Here is a 19038-nt window from a genome sequence, read left to right on the forward strand (position 1 = left end):
GGGCCTTCTCAAGGTCGGTGGAGACGTCGCAATCCACACCGAACCCGGAAGGCCCTCACCCATTCAAGAACCCACAGCCGAGACCTCCATCACCGTCCACAACCTCCCGAGACAGAACACCTAGGGCTGGCCGGAGAGCTGCTGCTCGGCCCAGATGGTCTTGCCGCTCGCGGTCTGCCGGGTGCCCCACTGCTGGGTGAGTTGGGCGACCAGCAGCAGGCCGCGGCCGCCCTCGTCGAAGGTGCGGGCCCGGCGCAGGTGCGGGGCGGTGCTGCTGCCGTCGGAGACCTCGATGATCAGTGAGGTCTCGCCGCGCAACAGCCGTAGCTGGATGGGCGGTTCCGCGTGCCGGATGGCGTTGGTGACCAGCTCGCTGACCACCAGCTCGGTGACGAAGGCCGCCTCGGTGAGGTCCCAGGCGACCAGCTGCTCGGCGGCCGCCTTGCGGGCGGTGGCGACCAGCGCGGGCTCGGCGGCCAGGTCGAGCGTCGCCACGTGCCGCGCGTCCAACGCCCTGGTCCTGGCCAGCAGCAGCGCCGCGTCGTCGGTCTGCCGCTCGGGCAGCAGCTCGCCCAGGGCGCGGTCGCAGATCTCGTCCAGACTCCCGGCCGGCTCGGCCAGCGCGTCGTGCAGCAGCCGCTGGCCCTGCTCGATGGCCCGGCCGCGCGGGGTGATGAGGCCGTTGGTGCTGAGCGCGACCAGGCTGCCCTCGGGCAGCACCACCTGGGTGGCCTCGAACGGCAGGCCGCCGACGCCGAGCGGCGGCCCGGGGCTGATGTCGACGGGGATGGCGGTGCCGTCGGGACCCGTGATGACGGGCGGCGGGTGGCCGGCGCTGGCCATGGCGCAGATCCGCGAGACCGGGTCGTAGACGGCGTACAGGCAGGTGGCGCCGACCTCGCCGATGGTCGCGGCGGACGGGTCGGCGGCCTCCTCCTGCTCCGCGAGGTGCGAGACCAGATCGTCCAGGTGGGTGAGCAGCTCGTCGGGTGGCAGGTCGACGTCGGCCAGGGTGCGCACGGCGGTGCGCAGCCGGCCCATGGTGGCCGAGGCGTGCACGCCGTGGCCGACCACGTCCCCGATGACCAGGGCCACCCGGGTGCCGGAGAGCGGCACCACGTCGAACCAGTCGCCGCCGACGCCCATCCGCCCGGCGGCCGGCCGGTAGCGGGAGGCGACGTCCACCGCGATCTGCCCCTGGAGCTGGCGGGGCAGCAGGCTGCGCTGGAGTGCCAGGGCGGTGCCGCGCTCCCGCGCGTAGCGGCGGGCGTTGTCGATGCTGACGGCGGCGCGGGCGCACAGCTCCTCGGCGAGCACCAGGTCGTCGCCGACGAAGGTGTCGGGGCGGGTGCGCAGCAGCCGGGCGATGCCGAGCACGATGCCGCGGGCGCGCAGCGGGACGGTCATCATGGTGCGGAAGCCGTAGGTCTCGGCGCGGGCGCGACGCTCGGGGTCCTCGCGCAGCCAGCGGCTGAAGTCGGGGTCGTCGAGGTCGCTGAGCACGAGGCCGCCGGTGGCCAGGGCGCGGGCGGGCGGCGAGTAGTCCGGGTAGCGGTCGAGCCGGCCGACGGGCAGCGCGGCCTCCGGGACGCCCTCGTGGAGGGAGCGCTGGGCGGCCCGGTGCATGGTGTAGCCGCCGCGCTCGGCGGCCATGGTGGGCTCACCGCCGGTGGCGACCGGCGGCAGCAGGTCGACGATGGCGAAGTCGCAGAGGGACGGCACCAGGATGTCGGCGAGCTCCTGGGCGGTGGTGGTGACGTCGAGGGTGCCGCCGATGCGGTCGCCGGCCTCCTTGAGCAGGGTGAGTCGGTCCCGGGCGCGGGCCTGCTCCGTGACGTCCACGGAGACGACGAAGACGCCGCGGACGACGCCGGAGGCGTCACGGATCGGGGAGACGTTGACGGCCCAGGTGATCGCCTGGGGGTTCTCCGCCGTGCCCGCGGTGACCTCGAAGGCGATCTGCCGGCCGTCACGCCCCACCTCACGCAGTCGCTCCGCGACGTCCCGCAGCGCCCGTGCGCCCTGGGAGTCCGGCTGGGCGAAGGGGTTGTCCGGGTGCCTGTCCTCGCCGGCGGCGAAGAGAGCGTCGATGGGACGGCCGATCATCTCCTCCTCGGTGAGGCCGAGGTGGCGCCGGACCGTGGCGTTGGCCCAGAGGACGTGGCCCCGAACGTCGTAGATGGCCAGCGACTCGCCCGACTGTTCGTAGGCCAGGGCCAGCATCGTCAGCGGGTCCTCGGCGGGCCGCGCCGCCTCGGTGGCGAGCAGCAGCCAGCGCGGCTCGCCGCCGCCGTCCTGGAGAGGGCTGGCCGCGACCTGGGCCGCCACGGTGTGGCCCGCGCGGTGCCGCAGCCGCAGCGTGCCGCGCCAGCCCTCGGGTCCCGGGGCGGCGGCCGGCGGGGCCTGGCCGAGCAGGGGCCCGGCCGACCGGCCGACGACGTCGGTGGCGGCGTGGCCGAGCAGCCGCTCGGCGCCCGGGCTCCAGGCCCGGATGACGCCGCCGGCGTCCACCACGGCCGAGGCGGTGTCCGCCCCGGGGGCGCCGCCGCCCGGTCCTTCCATCCCGCTCATCCTCACCATCGCGCCGTCAGGAGCAGGCCAGCGAAGGTCGCAAATCCGCTCATATCCAGGAAAACGGTATCGCCAGGCATGCGAGTTCCGCCATGCACGGCTGCCATCAGCGGGACGCCAGGCGAGGTCCGCCGATGGTACAGCGCACCGCGGCGTCCGGCGCCGCCCCGTTTCCTGACGGCGCGGCAGCTCAGCCGGTGGCCAGCAGCCGGCAGGCGTGCTCGACGGCGAGGGCGTAGCCGTGGACGCCGCAGCCGGCGATGACGGCGGTGGCGGCCGCGGAGACGTAGGAGTGGTGGCGGAACGGCTCGCGGCGGTGGATGTTGGAGATGTGCACCTCGATGACGGGCAGCCCGTCGCAGGTGGCCAGGGCGTCGAGCAGCGCGACCGAGGTGTGCGAGTAGGCGGCGGGGTTGATGACGATGGCGGCGTGGCCTTCGCGGGCCTCGTGGATCCAGTCGACGAGCTGGCCCTCGTGGTTGCTCTGCCGGCAGTCGACGGTCGCGCCGTGCCGGGCCGCCGTCTCGGCGCACAGCCGCTCCACGTCGGCCAGGGTGTCGGCGCCGTAGATCTCGGGCTGCCGGGTGCCGAGCAGGTTGAGGTTCGGGCCGTTGAGGACCATCAGGGTGGGCGCCTCGGGCGCTGGCGTCACGTGGGTCATGGCCCCCATCATGGCGGCCGGCGCCGCCGCCCGGCCAAACGCGCCCACCGTCCCCGATCACCACGTATCCGGTGAGATCGGTCACGACGCCCGCCCTCGGTTTGGTCACCGTCGAGGCCGGCTGGGATCCTTGACGATCGTGGAGACGGTGCGGGCTGGGACGGCGGAGCGAAGCGGGACGAGATCGACCGGAGCCACCCTCCCCACCCGGCGTTCCTACGCCATCTGGGCCGTCGGCGTGCTGGCCTACGCGTTCTCCATCATGCAGCGGACCACCCTCGGGGTGTCGGGCCTGGAGGCCGCCGAGCACTTCGCGGTCTCCCCCACCCAGCTGTCCACCTTCGTCTTCGTGCAGGTCATCGTCTACGTGTCGATGCAGATACCGGCCGGCCTGCTGGTGGACAGGTGGGGCGCGCGGGTGACGGTGTGCCTCAGCGGCACGGTGGCGGCGGCCGGGCAGTTCCTGCTGGCCTTCGCGGGCGACCTGACCACCGCGATCCTGGCCCGGGTGGTCGTCGGCATGGGCGACGGGCTGATGTTCGTGTCGGTGCTCGCGCTGCTGCCGCGCTGGTTCCCGGCCCACCGGGTGCCGCTGGTGACCCAGCTGACGACGATCCTGGGGCAGTTGGGGCAGATCCTGTCCGCGCTGCCGTTCCTCGCGCTGCTGCGCGCGGCCGGCTGGTCGACGGCCTTCGGCTCGGCGGCGAGCCTGAGCCTGCTGGGCGCGGTGCTGGCGCTCGCCGTGCTGCGGGACGCGCCGCCCGGGTCGCGGCCGGCGCGCGGGGGCGTGCCGGCGCGGGCGGTCCTCGGGCAGTTGGGCGAGATCTGGCGCCGCCCCGGCACCCGGCTCGGCTTCTTCGGGCACATGGCGACCCAGTTCTCGATGATGGCGTTCTCCCTGCTGTGGGGTGTGCCGTACCTGGTGTCCGCGCAGGGCCTCTCCGCGTCGGCGGCCAGTGGGCTGCTGACCCTGTTCGTGCTGGGCACCATCGCCGTCGGGCCGGTGCTCGGGGTGCTGACGACGCGCCACCCGACGCGCCGTTCCTGGCTGCTGCTCGGTGTGCTGGGCTCGACGGTGGCGGTGTGGACGGTGCTGCTCGCGCTGCCGGGCCGGGCGCCGTTCTGGCTGCTCGTGGTGTTGATCGTGGTGCTGTCGGCGGGTGGCCCCGGCTCCGTGGTGGGCTTCGACATCGCCAGGACGACCAACCCGGCGGGCCAGCTCGGCGTGGCGCAGAGCATGGTGAACCTGGGCGGCTTCACCGCCTCGCTCGCGGTGCTGGTGTCGATGGGCGTGGTGCTCGACGCGGCGGGCGGATACACCTTCGACGCCTTCCGGCTGGCGTGGCTGGTGCAGTACCCGTTCTGGGCGCTGTCGTTGACGGGGCTGCTGGTCACCCGGCGCAAGGCCCGTCGGGTGGCGGCCGCCGCGTCGGTCGCCGACTGAGCCACGCGGGGCCCGTGGGACGGGTGACCTCACGTCGGCTTCTTGTGAACTCGGCGCCGCCCGTGATCAGATGGGGACTCGACCGTTACCCAACCGAGACCCCGGGAGGCCGCGTTGCCCATCTCGAGCCCCGCTCCCCTCAGCCGCCGGCGTTTCCACCGCGCCGGCGGCGGCCTACTCGCCGGGGCGACGCTGGCCGGCCCCGTCGCCTTACTCAGCGCGAGCCGGGCGGAGGCCGCCGTGCCCGACTCGCCGCGGTTCCGGTTCGAGGGGGCCGGCGGCAACCCGATCTGGCGCAGGTCGCTGCACGCCAACTGGGTGATGCAGTCGTTCGCTTACGACAACGAGCGGCAGCACGTCTACTTCGTCCAGCACAACTCGACCAACACCGACCCGGCGCGCGTCGGCGACCTCTGGGTGACCAGGACCGACACCTCGGGGAACCAGTTGGGCTCCATGGCGCTGCACGGCTTCGGGCACGGCGTGCAGATCGGCGTCGAGCCCTACCAGGGCGAGGTCTACCTGTGGACGGAGTGGCGCACCAGCCCCAGCGGGTTCGGCACCAGGATCGGCCGGTTCCGCTTCGTCAACGGGGCCACGCTGGCCGCGGACGACCCGTCGATCCAGGACCGCACCCCCGCCATCGGGGACGTGATGATCGCGCCACAGCCGGCCGTCGACCCGTGGACCAACCGTTTGCTGGTGCGTTACAAGGTGGCCGAGGACATGCCGCGGCTCGCGGTCTTCAGCCTGGACGACGCGCGGGCCGGGCGGCTCGGCAGGGAGCACCGGCTGGCCGAGCGTGCCCTGCCGTCCCGGGGGGCCTGGGGCGCGAGCAACCCGTTCCAGGGCTTCGCCGGCTGCGGTCGCTACGCGTACCTGCTGGAGGGGGCGGTGGGCGGCGACGCCTGTCTGACCGCCGTCGACATCAACGCCACCGGACAGTCGACCGTGGTGGACCGGTTCGTCACCGACGCCGGCCAGTCGCTGGCCGGGCGTGAGCCACAGGGCATGGCCGTCTGGATCGCCTCGGGGGCGCCCCGGTTGGCCTTCGGCTTCCACTCGAACACGGCGGGCGTCCGGCAGGCGACCGTCTTCCACAAGAGCGAGTTCGTCTGATCCCACGCCGACGCCCGCCGGCATCACCGCAGTTCAGCACGGCACCGCCCCGGTGCTCGCCCCTCGGCCCACGGCCCGGGTGAGCACCGGGGCGGTCGCGTTGGTGTCGCCTCCGGCAACCTCTTGTTTACGAAAGATTGTAGACAAGAGGCAGTTGACGCTCCTAACGTGCTCCCTCAACAGCCGGCGCGAGGCTGGGCTGGGCCCGCGGCCCTCAGGGCCGTCGTCGATTGGGTGAGTGCTATGCGAAAAGCGCGTGTGACCTGCGGACTGTTGGTACTGGCCCCGGTGCTCGGAGCCTGCGGCATGGGGGGCGCCGACTCGGCCGACGGCGGGGGCGGTGGCGCCGGGGGCGAACGCGCCGTCGTGATCGACGAACCCTTCGGGCCCGCGGCCGGCTGGGCGTTGGAGACCGACGACTCGTTCGTGCTCTCCAAGGTGGGCTGTCTCGAGACGCTGGTGCGGCGCGAGGCCGACGGCTCGATCGAGCCGATGCTGGCCACCTCGTGGGAGCAGGTCGAGCCCACCGCCTGGGAGTTCGACCTCCGCACCGGCGTCAGCTTCCAGAACGGCGAGCCGATGGACGCCGAGGCGGTGGCCGGCGCCCTGACCCACGCCCTCGACGTCACCGCCCCCGCCTCGGTCTTCGCACCGGAGACGGTGACCGGGGTGGCCCCGGTGGACGAGGACACGGTGCGGATCACCACCGCCGAGCCGGACCACCTGATGCCCGAGCGGCTCTCCACCCCCAACACCGGGGTGCTCGCGCCGGGCGCCTACGGCGAGTCGGCCACCGATCCGCGGGCCACCTGCACCGGACCCTTCACCATCGTCGAGGAGGTGCCCCAGCAGTCGGTGCGGCTGGAGCGCAACGCCGCCTACTGGGGCGGCGAGGTGCGACTCGACGCCGCCGAGGTGCGGTTCGTCACCGACGCCACGCTGCGGGCCACCCAGATCCAGACCGGCGAGGCCCAGATCTCCCGCAAGATGCCCATCACCAGCGTCACCGCGCTCACCGAGACGGACGGCGTCACCGTGGAGACCACCGAACTCTCGCGCACCACCCAGCTGGTGCTCAACAACGCCCGCGCGCCCTTCGACGACGAGCGGGTGCGGCGCGCCGTCCAGGCCGCCGTCGACACCGCGGAGATCAGCGACGCGGTCTACCCCGGCGCCTCGCGGCCGGCCGTCGGCCCCTTCGCGCCCGACGAACCGTTCGCGCCCACCGGCGCCGAGCCGGTGACCGCCGACCCCGAGGCGGCGGCCGCGCTCTTCGAGGAGGCCGGCGTCGACCCCGGCTCGCTCGACCTCACCCTGACCGTCTACACCGAGGGCACCGGCTTCGCCGACCTCGCGGCCGTCATCCAGGAGCAGTTGCGCTCCGCCGGCGTGTCGGTGGAGATCGAGACCGCCGACTACGCCTCCGTCGAACCCAGGCTGCTCGACGGCGACTTCGACATGGCGCTGCTCTCCCGCAACCACCTGGGCGACATGCCCGACCCGCTGGGCTTCCTGACCGCCGACTACTCCTGCGACGGCGGATTCAACCTCACCCAGCTGTGCGACCCCGCGGTGGACGAGCTGATCACCCGGGCCCGTGGCACGGCCGACCGGGACGCGCGCTACGCGCTCTACGCCCAGCTGGCGGCCGACCTCCAGGAGCGGGCCGTCAACGTCTTCCTGGTGCACGAGACCGAGACCGTGGCCCACTCCGGCGTCACCGGCTTCACGCTGCACCCCTACTACACGCTCACCGCCGACCTGGCGCTCGCCGACGGCTGAGCCGCCCGCGACCCCCCACGGGAACACACCGCTCAGAGAGGGAGACCGATGATCGACTTCCGCCCCAAGTTCATCAGCTTCGACTGCTACGGCACCCTGACCCACTTCCAGATGTCCGCCGTCACCCGGGGCCTGTACGCCGACCGGATATCCGAGGAGCGGATGGAGGACTTCCTCGACGACTTCGAGGCCTACCGGATCGACGAGGTGCTCGGCGCCTACCAGCCCTACCCCGAGGTCATCACCAACGCCCTCAGGCGGGCCACCGCCCTGTGGGACCTCCCCTACCGGGACTCCGACGCCGAGGCCATCGTGGCGGCGGTGCCCACCTGGGGCCCGCACCCGGACGTGCCGGAGGCACTGGCGAAGCTGGCCGAGGCGTTCCCGCTGGTGATCCTCTCCAACGCGGCCGACGACCAGATCGGCGGCAACGTGGCCAGGCTCGGCGCCCCCTTCCACGCCGTGCTCACCGCCCAGCAGGCCCGCGCCTACAAGCCGCGCCTCGCCGCCTTCGAGTACATGTTCGCCCAACTCGGCTGTGCGCCGGGCGACCTGCTGCACGTCTCGTCCAGCCTGCGCTACGACCTGATCCCCGCCCACGACCTGCGCATCACCAACAAGGTCTACCTGAACCGGGGTTACGAGCCGAGCACCCCCTACTACGGCTACACCGAGATCACCGCGCTGACCGAACTGCCCGCGCTGCTCGGCCTGTGACGGAGAGGAGGTGAAGGACGTGAAGTCCGTTCCCTACTGGCTGGACACCGCGCCGGCCGCGCCCGACCGCACCGGAGTCGCCCTGGACGGGCGGACCGACGTGGCGATCGTCGGCGCCGGCCTCACCGGGCTCTCCGCCGCGATCCACCTGGCCCGCAAGGGCGCCGACGTCACCGTGCTCGAACAGGACACCGTCGGCTTCGGCGCCTCGGGCCGCAACGGCGGCATGTGCACCACGGGTCTTGCCATCGGCTTCCTGACCGCCGTGGCCCGCTACGGCGTCCCCACCGCCAAGGCCCTCTACCTGGCCTACAACGACGCCATCGACACCGTCGAGAAGCTGGTGACCGAGGAGTCCATCGACTGCGACTTCGCCCGCACCGGCAAGCTCAACCTGGCGTGCAAGCCGGCCCACTACGAGCGCCTGGCCCGCACCCACGAGGCGCTGGCCGAGATGATCGGCTACCAGACGGAGCTGATCCCCAGGAGCGCGCTGCGCTCCGAGGTCGGCACCGACCACTACCACGGCGGCCTGGCCGACCCGCAGGGCGCGGGGCTGCACGTCGGCAAGTTCGTGCGCGGCCTCGCCGACGCGGCCGAACGCCTCGGGGTGCGGATCCTGGAGGGCACCCCGGTGACCCGCACCCGGCGGATCGCCGGCCACCGGCACGACGTGGTCACCCCGATCGGCACCGTCCGCGCCGACCAGGTGCTGTTCGCCAGCGGCGCCTACACCGGCTCCTCGTTCCGCTGGCTGCGCAACCGGATCGTGCCGGTCGGCAGCTTCATCGTGGTCACCGAGCCGCTCCCGCAGGAGCTGGTGGACGAGCTGATGCCCACCCGCAGGATGGCCTCCGACACCAAGAACATCCTCTACTACTTCCGCATCACCCCCGACAACCGGCTGCTGTTCGGCGGCCGGGCCAGGTTCGCCATGTCAGGCGCGGCCTCCGACCTCAAGAGCGGCCGGATCCTCCGCAAGGGCATGCTCACGGTCTTCCCGCAGCTGGCGGGCGTCCGCCTCGACTACTGCTGGGGCGGCCTGGTCGACCTCAGCCTCGACCAGATGGTGCACGCCGGCGAGCACGAGGGTCTGTTCTACTCCGCCTGCTACTCGGGGCACGGCGTCCAGATGGCCACCCACATGGGCCGCCAGATGGCCGACGTGCTCGGCGGCGACCCCGCGGCCAACAGCTTCCGCGGCCTCGGCTTCCCGCGCGTGCCGGGGCACTTCGGACCGCCGTGGTTCCTGCCGTTCGCGGGCGCCTACTACCGGGCGCTCGACGTCATCCGCTAGCGAGCCCGCCGGCCGACGACGGACGGCCGGAAGGAGGTGCGTCCCATGCTCAGATTCGCCCTCAGACGGGCCACGGTCACCCTGGCCACGCTGCTCGTCGTCTCCCTGCTCGCCTTCCTCATCCCCTACCTCAGCGGTGGCGACCCGGCCCGGGCGGTGCTGCGCTCCCGGGTCTCCGACAACGCCCTCGACCCGGCCGCCGTCGAGGCGCTCAAGGCCGACCTCGGCCTGGACCGGCCACTGCTGGCCCAGTACGTCAGCTGGCTCGGCCGGGTACTCGGCGGCGACTTCGGCCTCTCGTTCACCAACCGGGCCCCGGTCGCCGAGCTGCTGGGCGACGCCCTGGGCGTCTCGGTCACCCTGGCCGTGGTCGCCCTCTCCACCGCCGTGCTGATCGCGGTGCCACTCGGCACCCTGGCGGCCACCCGGCACGGCGGCCGCCTCGACCACGGCATCACCCTGCTCACCCAGGGCTTCGTCGCCGTCCCCGAGTACTGGCTGGCGCCGGTCCTCGTCCTGGTCTTCTCCCGCTACCTGGGCTGGCTGCCGTCGGCCGGCTGGGAGACCCCGGCCTCGCTGGTGCTGCCCGCCCTCACCCTGACCCTGCGGCCGCTCGCCTACGTGCTGCGGATCACCAGGGCCGCCATGATCGACGTGCTGGCGGCCCCCTACATCACCGCGGCGCGCGGCCGGGGCCTCGGCCCCGGCGCCACCCTGCTGCGGCACGGCCTGCGCAACGGGCTGCTGCCGGTGCTGACGCTCTCCTCGGTCTGGTTCGCCGGTCTGCTCGGCGGCTCGGTCGTCATCGAGGTCCTGTTCAACATCCCCGGCATGGGCCAGCTGGTCTACAGGGGGGTCGTCAACCAGGACATCCCGGTGATCCAGGGCGGGCTGCTCTGCGTCGTCGCGCTGGCCATCGCCGTCAGCACCGTGGCCGACCTGGTCGGCGAACTGATCAATCCCACCGCGAGGGTCCGCCATGACGCTCACTGAACAGGCCCCGGCCTCCCACCCGCTGGCCCGCGCTCCGGGCCGGCTGACCGGCACCCTGCGCCGGGTGCGCGGCCAGCGCGCGACGGTGCTGGTCGGCGGCGCGGTCTTCGCCGCCGTGGTGCTCGTGCTGCTGCTCACGCCCTGGATCGCCCCCTTCGACCCGGCCGCGCAGGACCTGACCCGCCGGATGGCCGGGCCGAGCGCCGACCACTGGCTCGGCACCGACCACCTCGGCCGGGACGTGCTCAGCCGGCTGATGCACGGCGGCCGGTTCTCGGTCACCGTGGCCGCCGTCACCCTGCTGCTCTCGGCGCTGATCGGCACCCTGGTCGGGGCGTTCAGCGCCCGGGTCGGCGGCCTGCTCGACGAGGTGCTGATGCGGGTGGTCGACCTGCTGATCGCCATCCCCGACGTGATCGTGGCGCTCTTCCTGATCGCCGTTCTCGGCACCGGGCACGGCACTCTGATCGCGGCGCTCACCGTGGTCGGCTGGACCCCGTTCGCCCGGCTGGCCCGGGGCCTCGCGCTGGAGATCAACGGCCGGGACTTCGTCGAGGCGGCCGAGGCCCTGGGCTGCTCTCGCACCTTCATCGTGGTGCGGCACGTCATCCCCAACGCGCTGCGGCCGGTCACCGCGCTCGGCTTCCTGCGCTTCGGGCACAAGCTGATCACCGTCGGCGGCCTCTCCTTCCTCGGGCTCGGCGTGCAGCCACCGGACTCGGACTGGGGCGCGATGCTGCTCGACGCCCAGCCCTACCTGGAGCAGGCGCCGCTGCTGGTGCTGGTGCCCGGGCTCGCGATCTTCGTCACCGCGCTCAGCGTCACCCTCGTCGGGCAGGGGGTGGAGCCGCACGCCGACGACCGCGCCTGACCCGCACCGCGCGGCACCACCCGACCCGCCTCCACGACCGGCCCGCCAGCGGCCCGACGACAGGAACGCCCCGATGACAGAAACGACAGGCCAGAGATGACCACCTCACCCATCACCCCCATCCCCCGCCGCACCCTCGTCTCGCAGGTCACCGAGCAGCTGAGGGAGGGCATCTACCACGGCGTCTTCCTGCCGGGCAGCCAACTGCACGAGGCCGAACTCGCCGAACGCCTCGGCGTCAGCCGGGGACCGATCCGGGAGAGCCTGCAACGCCTCATCCAGGAGGGGTTGTTGTCCAGCCAGCCGCACCGGGGGGTGTTCGTCCCGGTGCTCAGCGAGGCGGACATCGTCGACGTCTTCTTCGCCCGCGAGGCGGTGGAGGCCGCCGCGTTCCGCCAGGTGATGGCGGCCCCGGCACCGGCCGGTCTGGTCGACGCGCTGCGCCGGGTGGTCGACGAGATGGCCGACGCCGTCGACGCGGACAACTGGCGGGCGCTCGGCGACATCGACGTGCGGTTCCACCGGCTGGTGGTGAACGCGGCCGGCAGCCACCGGCTCAGCCGGATGTTCGACACGCTGATCTCCGAGACCCGGCTCTGCCTCAACATGTACGCCGACCTCGAACCCGCCAGGCTCGACCTGCTCCCGGAGCACCGGGAGTTGGTGGAGCTGATCGCCGGCGCCGACCTGGAGACCGCGCTCGCCACCCTGCAACGGCACTTCGCCGAGGCCGTGGTGACGCTGCGGCACCGGCTGCGCCAGTCGCAACGCTCAACTCCCGCCAGCTGAGGACAAGGAGGCCGGAGATGAACCGGCGATCCCAACGGCAACCCGGCACCACCACCCCGCCGCCCGCCGCCGCCCCGGAGGCGACCGACGTCGCGCTCGACATCCGGGGCCTGCGCGTCGCGTTCGGTGACGCCACCGTCGTCGAGGGCCTGGACCTGACCGTCAGGCGCGGCGAGATCCTCGCGCTGGTCGGCGAGTCGGGCTCTGGCAAGAGCGTCACGGCCCGCGCCGCCATGGGCCTGCTGCCGTCGGGCGCCCGGATCACCGGCGGCTCCGTGACGCTGGACGGCGAGGACCTGGTGGGCCTCGCCCCGCGCCGGATGGACCGGATCAGGGGCAGCCGGGTGGCCATGCTCTTCCAGCAGCCGCGCGCCATGCTCGACCCCACCGCCACCGTCCGGGACCAGGTCGCCGAGCCGCTGTGGCTGCACCGTGGCCTCAGCCGCCGGGAGGCCAGGCGGCGGGTGCCCGGGCTGCTGCGCGACGTGGGCATCCCGGAGCCGGAGCGCCGGGCCCGGGCCTACGCCCACCAGCTGTCCGGCGGCATGGCGCAGCGGGTGATGATCGCCGCCGCGCTGGCCGGCGACCCGGGGCTGTTGATCGCCGACGAGCCGACCACCGCGCTCGACGTCACCGTGCAGGCCCAGATCCTGCGGCTGTTGAAGCGCCGGCAGCGGGAGTCGGGCATGTCGGTGCTGCTGATCACCCACGACCTGGGGATCGTCGCCACCACCGCCGACCGGGTGGCCGTGATGTACGCCGGCCGGATCGTCGAGGACGGGCCGGTCGCCGAGCTCTTCGAGTCCCCCCGACACCCCTACACCCAGGCGCTGTTGCGGGCCTCGCTGCTGCGCCGGGAGGCGGACCGGCTCTACACCATCCCGGGCAGCGCGGCCCGGGCCCGCGAGCTGCGTCGGGGGTGCAGGTTCCGGCCGCGCTGCCCGGTGGCGGACGGCACGGACGTGGCGGGCTCGTGCGAGAACGAGGAGCCGACGCTGAGCAGTTGCGGCTCCGGGCACCGCTGCCGCTGCTGGGCGCGGCCGGCCGAGGCGGTGGGCGGGTGAACGCGCCGTTGCTGAGCGTGGAGGGCCTGGTCAAGCACTTCCCGGTGGGCGCCCGCTCGTTGATCGGGCGGCGCAGCGCCGTGCACTCGGTCGACGGCGTGTCGTTCGCCGTCGAGCCCGGTGAGGTGCTCGGTCTGGTCGGCGAGTCCGGCTGCGGCAAGACCACCCTCGCCAGGGCGGTGCTGGGACTGGTGCGCGCCGACCGGGGGCGGGTGGTGTTCGACGGCGCCGACATCGCCGGGCGCGGCCGGGCGGGCCGGCGGGCGTTGCGCCGGGAGATGCAGCTGGTCTTCCAGGACCCGCACGCCGCGCTCGACCCCAGGATGCGGCTCGGCACCAGCCTGGAGGCGCCGCTGGCGCAGCACGGCGTCGGCGACCGGGCCGAGCGGCGCGCCCGGATCGCCGCCGTCCTCGAACAGGTCGGTCTCGACGAGTCGTTCCTCGGCCGGCGGCCGGCCGAGTGCTCCGGCGGTCAGCTGCAACGCGTCGTGGTGGCACGGGCGTTGCTGCTGCGGCCGCGCTTCCTGGTCTGCGACGAGCCGACCTCGGCGCTGGACGCCTCGATCCGCGCGCAGATCCTCAACCTGCTGATGGAGCTCAAGGACCGGCTGGGCCTCACCCTGCTGATCATCTCTCACGACCTGCGGGTGGTCCGGCACGTCTGCGACCGGGTGGCCGTGATGTACCTCGGCCAGCTCGTCGAGGTCGCGGCGCGCGACGACCTCTTCGAGCGGCCCGCGCACCCCTACACCAGGGCGCTGCTCGCCGCCTCACTGCCCGAACGCCCGGCGCCGGACGCGGAGTTCGGCACCCTGCGCGGGGAGCCGCCGAGCCCGCTCGACCCGCCGCCGGGATGCCGGTTCCGGCTCCGCTGCGACCTGGCGGGGGACCGCTGCGCCACCGAGGCGCCGCCGCCGCTGGCGGCCGGCGGCCCGGGGCACACCGTCTCCTGCCACTACTGGGACTCCCGGCCGGCCGGCCCGTCGTCGCCCGGCGCCGGACCACACGCGAGAGAGGCACCCGATGCACACCACGACCGATGAGCAGCCGGCCGCGACCCGGCCGGGCGCGCCGCCCTGGCTCCCGCCCGCCGGGGCGTTCTGGGCCGGCCGGTGGCGGGACGGCGCCGAGGCGTTCGCCGTCCACGACCCGGAGGACGGCCGCCGCCTCGGCGAGGTCGCGGACGTCACCCCGGCCGAGGTGGACGCCGCCGTCCGGTCGGTGGCGGCGGCCGTGTGGGGCGGCGCGCCCTGGCCCGCCTGGCGGCGGCGCGAGGCGCTGCACCGGGCCGCCGAGCTGTTGGGTGAGCGCCGGGCCGAGTTGGTCGGGCTGATCTCGGGCGAGGGCTGCAAGACCGTGCGGGAGGCGACGGCCGAGGTGGCGCGGGCCGCCGAGACGCTGCGGCTGTCGGCCGAGTGCACCGGCCGGCTCACCGGCGAGACCCTGCCGTTCGACGACACGGCGCGCGGCGCGGGCCGGCTCGGCTGGTACACACGTGAGCCGGTCGGGGTGGTGGCGGCGATCACGCCGTTCAACGACCCGCTCAACCTGGTGGCGCACAAGCTGGGTCCGGCGCTGGCCGGCGGCAACGGGGTGGTGCTCAAGCCGGCCGAGGCGACGCCGCTCACCGCGCTCGCCTTCGCCGCCGTGCTGCTCGACGCCGGCGTGCCGGCCGGCCGTCTCGCGGTGCTGCCCGGCGCCGGCGCCCGGGCGGGGCGGGCGCTGGTGGGGCATCCGCTGGTGGACCTGGTGTCGTTCACCGGTGGGCATCGCACCGGTGCGGCCGTCGCCAGGGCGGCGGGGGCCAGGAAGACGCTGATGGAGCTGGGCGGCAACAACTGTGTGCTGGTGCTGGCCGACGCGGATCCGGCGCGCGCGGCCCGGGCCGTGGTCGAGGGCGCCTTCGGGGTGGCCGGGCAGAACTGCCTCTCGGTGCAGCGGGCGTTGGTGGCGGCCGAGTCGTTCGACGACTTCCTCGCCGAGACGCTGGCGGCGACCGGGCGGCTGCGGGTGGGCTCCAAGCGCGACCCGCTGACCGACGTGGGCCCGCTGGTCTCGGCCCGGGAGGCGGCCCGGGTGGGCGCGTGGGTGGCCGAGGCGGTGGCCGGCGGCGCCCGGGTGCGCGCGGGCGGCCGGCGGGAGGGCGCGTTCCACTGGCCGACGGTGCTATCCGACGTCCCGGCCGGGGCCCGGGTCACGGCCGAGGAGGTGTTCGGCCCGGTGCTGACGGTCGGCGCGTTCGGCGACCTGGACGAGGCGGTGGCGCTGGCCAACGCCACCGACTTCGGCCTCCAGGCCGGCGTGTTCACCGCCGGGATCGACACGGCGCTCGCGGTGGCCGAACGGCTGCGGGTGGGCGCCGTGATGATCAACGACAGCAGCGACTTCCGGATCGACGCGATGCCGTTCGGCGGGCCGAAACGCTCGGGCGTCGGCCGCGAGGGGGTGCGGTACGCGGTGGAGGCCATGACCGAGCCCAAGATCGTGGCGATTCGGCGCGGTTGATTTTCGGCCGTGCTCCGGGACCCACGGCCGGCAGCCTATCCCCGCGCTGTAAGCTGTCAACAATCCGAATGACAGCTAGGGGAATCGTGACCGAAGTGATTGAGGGACTCGTCCCGATCACGCGCCGCACCACCTCGAGTCTCATCGTGGACCAGCTCAGGGAACGCATCGTGGACGGCACGTTCCCGCCGGGCAGCCAGATGGCCGAGGCCCAACTGGCGGCGACCTTCGGGATCAGCAGGGGCCCGGTGCGCGAGGCCCTCCAGCGCCTGGTGCAGGAGGGGCTGCTGGTCAACATCAAGAACCGCGGCGTCTTCGTCATCGAGCTCGGCCCCGGCGACCTGGCCGACGTCTGTCTCTCCCGGCGGTTGATCGAGCGCAAGGCCGCCTCGCTGCTGTGGAAGAGCAAGGACGAGCGCCACCTGTCCCGTCTGGCGGCGGCCGCCGGTGAGCTCGCGGCGGCCGAGGGCGAGAGCTGGGCCAGGATCGTGGAGCTGGACCTCGCCTTCCACGAGATCCTGGTGGCGTCCGCGGAAAGCCCGCGGCTCTCCCGGATGTTCGCCACCCTCGCCGCCGAGACCCGCATCGGCCTGGCCACCAGGCCGGACGTCGGGCGGCGGCCGGCGGAGCTGGCCGCCGAGCACCGCACGCTCGTCGAGCTCCTGCGGGACGGCACCGAGCGCCGGCTGCTGGCCGCGGTCGACGCCCATCTCGACGCCACGCTGCGGCAGTTGACCGACGCGTAGGGCGCCGGTCGCGCCGAGCGGCGGCCGGCCGGGCCTCAGGACGGCTGGGACGTGGCCGGCTCGGGCGCCGCCTCGGGCGCGGCGGCGCCGAGCACCGCCCGCAACACCGTGTGGATCGCCGGGTCGGCCACCGTGTAGTACATGAACGTGCCCTGCCGGCGCGCCCGGACGGCGCCCGAGAGCCGCAGCTTGGACAGGTGCTGGCTGACCGCCGCCGGGTTGGCGCCGACGATCTCCGCCAGGCAGGCCACGTTCGTCTCGCCCTGGGAGAGCGCGTACAGCAGCCGGAGCCGGGTGGGGTCGCTGAGGATCCGCAGCAACTCGGTCGCCTGGTCGACGACCTCGGGCTCCGGTACGTGAAACCCCTCGATACCCGCGTGCATGGCTACATGCTAGCGCCGCGGGCCCGCCGCCAGGCGGCCGTGCGCAGCAGCCGGAGGCCGTTGAGGCCGACCAGCACCGTGGAGCCCTCGTGCCCGGCGACGCCGAGCGGCAGCGGCAGGGTGCCGACGAGGTCCCAGAGCACCAGCACGGTGATGAAGGTCCCGGCGATCACCAGGTTGGCGACAACCACCCGGCGGGCCCTGCGGGCCAGCGCGATCACGGCTGGCACCGCCACCAGCTCGTCCCGGACGACGACCGCGTCGGCGGTCTCCAGGGCCAGGTCGGAGCCGGCCCGGCCCATGGCGACGCCGAGGTGCGCGGCGGCCATGGCGGGCGCGTCGTTGACGCCGTCGCCGACCACCAGGGTCTGCTGCCCGGCCGCCTGGAACTCGCGCACCGCGCCCACCTTGTCCTGCGGCAGCAGCCCGGCCCGCACCTCGCTGATGCCGGCCTCCGCGGCCACCCGCTCGGCGGCGTCGGCGTTGTCGCCGGTGAGCAGCACCGGCGGCGCCGTGGTCAGGGCGGCGACGGCCCGCACCGCCTCGGCGGCGTCGGGGCGCAGCCGGTCGGTGATGCCGAGCACCGCGACCGGCTCGCCGTCCACCCGCACCAGGACGGCGGTGCTGCCGGCCGCGACCAGCTCGCGCCCGCCGCCCGCGCCCGCCGCGCCGACCTCGACCAGCCGGCCCGCCACGCGCGCGGTGACGCCCCGGCCCGGGGCCGAGGCGAAGTCCTCGACCGGGCCGCCGGGCTCGATGCCGCGCTCCGCCGCCGCGGCGACCACGGCGCGGGCCAGCGGGTGCTCGGATCGGTGCTCGGCGCCGGCGGCAAGCCGCAGGATCTCCTCCTCGCCCAGCGCCACGCCGGGCAGCGGGCGCAGCTCGCTCACCCGCGGGCTGCCCTCGGTGAGGGTGCCGGTCTTGTCGAAGGCGACCCGTCCGGTGTCGGCGAGCCGCTCCATGACCACGGCCGACTTCACCAGCACGCCGTGCCGGCCGGCGTTGGCGATGGCCGACAGCAGCGGCGGCATGGTGGCCAGCACCACGGCGCAGGGGGAGGCGACGATCATGAAGGTCATCGCGCGCAGCAGGGCGTCGTCGAAGCCGTGGCCGAGCAGCAGGTAGGGAATGCCGAACACCAGCAGCGTGGCGACGACCACGCCGGCCGAGTAGCGCTGCTCCACCTTCTCGATGAACAGCTGGGTGGGGGCCTTGGTGTCGCTGGCCTCCCGCACCATGGCCACGATCCGCGCCACCACGGAGTCGGCCGCCGGCCGGCTGACGCGCACCCGCAGGGCCCCGCCGCCGTTGAGGGTGCCGGCGAACACCTCGTCCCCCGGCAGCTTCGGCACCGGCAGCGGCTCGCCGGTGATGGTGGCCTGGTCGACGTCGCTCGCCCCGTCGACGACCTCGCCGTCGGCGCCGACCCGCTCCCCCGGCCTGACCAGGATCTCGTCCCCGACGACGAGCTCGGCGGCGGGCACCGTCTCCTCGGCCCCGTCCGGGCCGATCCTGGTGGCGTGCTCGGGCGCGAGGTCGAGCAGCCCGCGCACCGAGTCGGCGGTGCGCTGGGTGGCGAACGCCTCCAGGGCGCCGGACGTCGCGAAGATGACGATCAGCAGCCCGCCGTCCAGCACCTGCCCGATGGACGCGGCGCCCACGGCGGCCACGATCATCAGCAGGTCGACGTCGAGCGTCTTCTCCCGCAGCGCGCTCAGCCCCGCCGCGAGCGGCTCCCAGCCGCCGGCGGCGTAGCAGGCCAGATACAGCGTCCACGCCAGCCAGCGCGGCCCGCCGGCCAGATCGACCACCAGACCGCACCCGAACAACGCCGTCGCGGCGGCGGCCCAGCGGATCTCCGCCAACTCCCACATCCGCGCGGCCCCGCCGCGCGCGGGCGGCGCCGGAGGCGCCGGAGCGGGGTTGTGCGCGGTCTCTGTCGCCTGTGTCGTCATGCGGTGTCACTCCGTTCGGTCGGGCCGCGACGGACTCTATCGCATACTCGCGCACATACGCATATACGCAGGTGCGCGCCGGTGGCTGATCGCCACCCGTGGTTGGCCCCCCCCCCCCCCCCCCCCACCCCCCCCCGGGGG

General features: G+C 74.1%; 16 protein-coding genes. 12 read left to right on the forward strand and 4 right to left on the reverse strand.

Annotated features, from left to right (window positions below; all coding sequences use genetic code 11):
• Positions 1 to 120 precede the first annotated feature (120 nt).
• Entirely contained in the window at positions 121 to 2562 is a 2442-nt protein-coding gene (locus RNC47_RS33250; protein WP_311604270.1) for a SpoIIE family protein phosphatase, read from the reverse strand.
• A gap of 199 nt (positions 2563 to 2761) precedes the next feature.
• Positions 2762 to 3232, reverse strand: a complete 471-nt coding sequence (gene aroQ, locus RNC47_RS33255; protein WP_311604272.1) for a type II 3-dehydroquinate dehydratase — start codon at positions 3230 to 3232, stop codon at positions 2762 to 2764.
• A 139-nt stretch (positions 3233 to 3371) separates the two neighbouring features.
• Between aroQ and RNC47_RS33260 the strand changes: the two genes are divergently transcribed.
• The 12 genes from RNC47_RS33260 to RNC47_RS33315 all read left to right on the forward strand — a co-directional run bounded on the left by RNC47_RS33260 (position 3372) and on the right by RNC47_RS33315 (position 16559).
• On the forward strand, positions 3372 to 4676 hold the full coding sequence (locus RNC47_RS33260) for an MFS transporter (protein WP_311604294.1): 1305 nt from the start codon (positions 3372 to 3374) through the stop codon (positions 4674 to 4676).
• 114 nt (positions 4677 to 4790) lie between these two features.
• Positions 4791 to 5795, forward strand: coding sequence for a phage baseplate protein (locus tag RNC47_RS33265; RefSeq protein ID WP_311604273.1), 1005 nt, complete (start codon positions 4791 to 4793; stop codon positions 5793 to 5795).
• 243 nt (positions 5796 to 6038) lie between these two features.
• Complete coding sequence (locus RNC47_RS33270; RefSeq protein ID WP_311604275.1) at positions 6039 to 7577, forward strand: ABC transporter substrate-binding protein; 1539 nt, start codon at positions 6039 to 6041, stop codon at positions 7575 to 7577.
• A gap of 48 nt (positions 7578 to 7625) precedes the next feature.
• The gene (locus RNC47_RS33275) at positions 7626 to 8294 is read left to right on the forward strand and encodes a haloacid dehalogenase type II (RefSeq protein WP_311604276.1); all 669 of its coding nucleotides are present in this window, start codon (positions 7626 to 7628) and stop codon (positions 8292 to 8294) included.
• A gap of 19 nt (positions 8295 to 8313) precedes the next feature.
• Positions 8314 to 9591 (forward strand): NAD(P)/FAD-dependent oxidoreductase, encoded by a 1278-nt coding sequence (locus RNC47_RS33280; protein WP_311604278.1) that lies wholly within the window; start codon positions 8314 to 8316, stop codon positions 9589 to 9591.
• 45 nt (positions 9592 to 9636) lie between these two features.
• On the forward strand, positions 9637 to 10584 hold the full coding sequence (locus tag RNC47_RS33285) for an ABC transporter permease (RefSeq protein WP_311604279.1): 948 nt from the start codon (positions 9637 to 9639) through the stop codon (positions 10582 to 10584).
• The gene (locus RNC47_RS33290; protein WP_311604281.1) at positions 10571 to 11455 is read left to right on the forward strand and encodes an ABC transporter permease; all 885 of its coding nucleotides are present in this window, start codon (positions 10571 to 10573) and stop codon (positions 11453 to 11455) included. The genes RNC47_RS33285 and RNC47_RS33290 overlap by 14 nt, the downstream gene beginning before the upstream one ends.
• Positions 11456 to 11551: 96 nt before the next feature.
• Positions 11552 to 12244, forward strand: a complete 693-nt coding sequence (locus tag RNC47_RS33295; protein ID WP_311604282.1) for a GntR family transcriptional regulator — start codon at positions 11552 to 11554, stop codon at positions 12242 to 12244.
• Positions 12245 to 12261: 17 nt separating this feature from the next.
• Entirely contained in the window at positions 12262 to 13308 is a 1047-nt protein-coding gene (locus tag RNC47_RS33300) for an ABC transporter ATP-binding protein (RefSeq protein WP_311604283.1), read from the forward strand.
• Complete coding sequence (locus RNC47_RS33305; RefSeq protein WP_311604284.1) at positions 13248 to 14351, forward strand: ABC transporter ATP-binding protein; 1104 nt, start codon at positions 13248 to 13250, stop codon at positions 14349 to 14351. The genes RNC47_RS33300 and RNC47_RS33305 overlap by 61 nt, the downstream gene beginning before the upstream one ends.
• Entirely contained in the window at positions 14332 to 15813 is a 1482-nt protein-coding gene (locus tag RNC47_RS33310; protein WP_311604286.1) for an aldehyde dehydrogenase family protein, read from the forward strand. The genes RNC47_RS33305 and RNC47_RS33310 overlap by 20 nt, the downstream gene beginning before the upstream one ends.
• 86 nt (positions 15814 to 15899) lie before the next feature.
• A complete protein-coding gene (locus RNC47_RS33315) occupies positions 15900 to 16559 on the forward strand; it encodes a GntR family transcriptional regulator (RefSeq protein WP_311604288.1) in 660 nt (219 codons plus the stop codon).
• Between the two features lie 35 nt (positions 16560 to 16594).
• On the opposite strand, the gene RNC47_RS33320 is transcribed toward RNC47_RS33315, so the two are convergent.
• Positions 16595 to 16942: an ArsR/SmtB family transcription factor gene (locus tag RNC47_RS33320; RefSeq protein WP_311604290.1), complete on the reverse strand. Its 348-nt coding sequence runs from the start codon at positions 16940 to 16942 to the stop codon at positions 16595 to 16597.
• Positions 16943 to 16944: 2 nt separating this feature from the next.
• Positions 16945 to 18897: a heavy metal translocating P-type ATPase gene (locus RNC47_RS33325; protein ID WP_311604292.1), complete on the reverse strand. Its 1953-nt coding sequence runs from the start codon at positions 18895 to 18897 to the stop codon at positions 16945 to 16947.
• Between the last annotated feature and the right edge of the window lie 141 nt (positions 18898 to 19038).

This window comes from Streptomyces millisiae (genome assembly GCF_031845425.1).
GTDB lineage: Bacteria > Actinomycetota > Actinomycetes > Streptomycetales > Streptomycetaceae > Streptomyces > Streptomyces millisiae.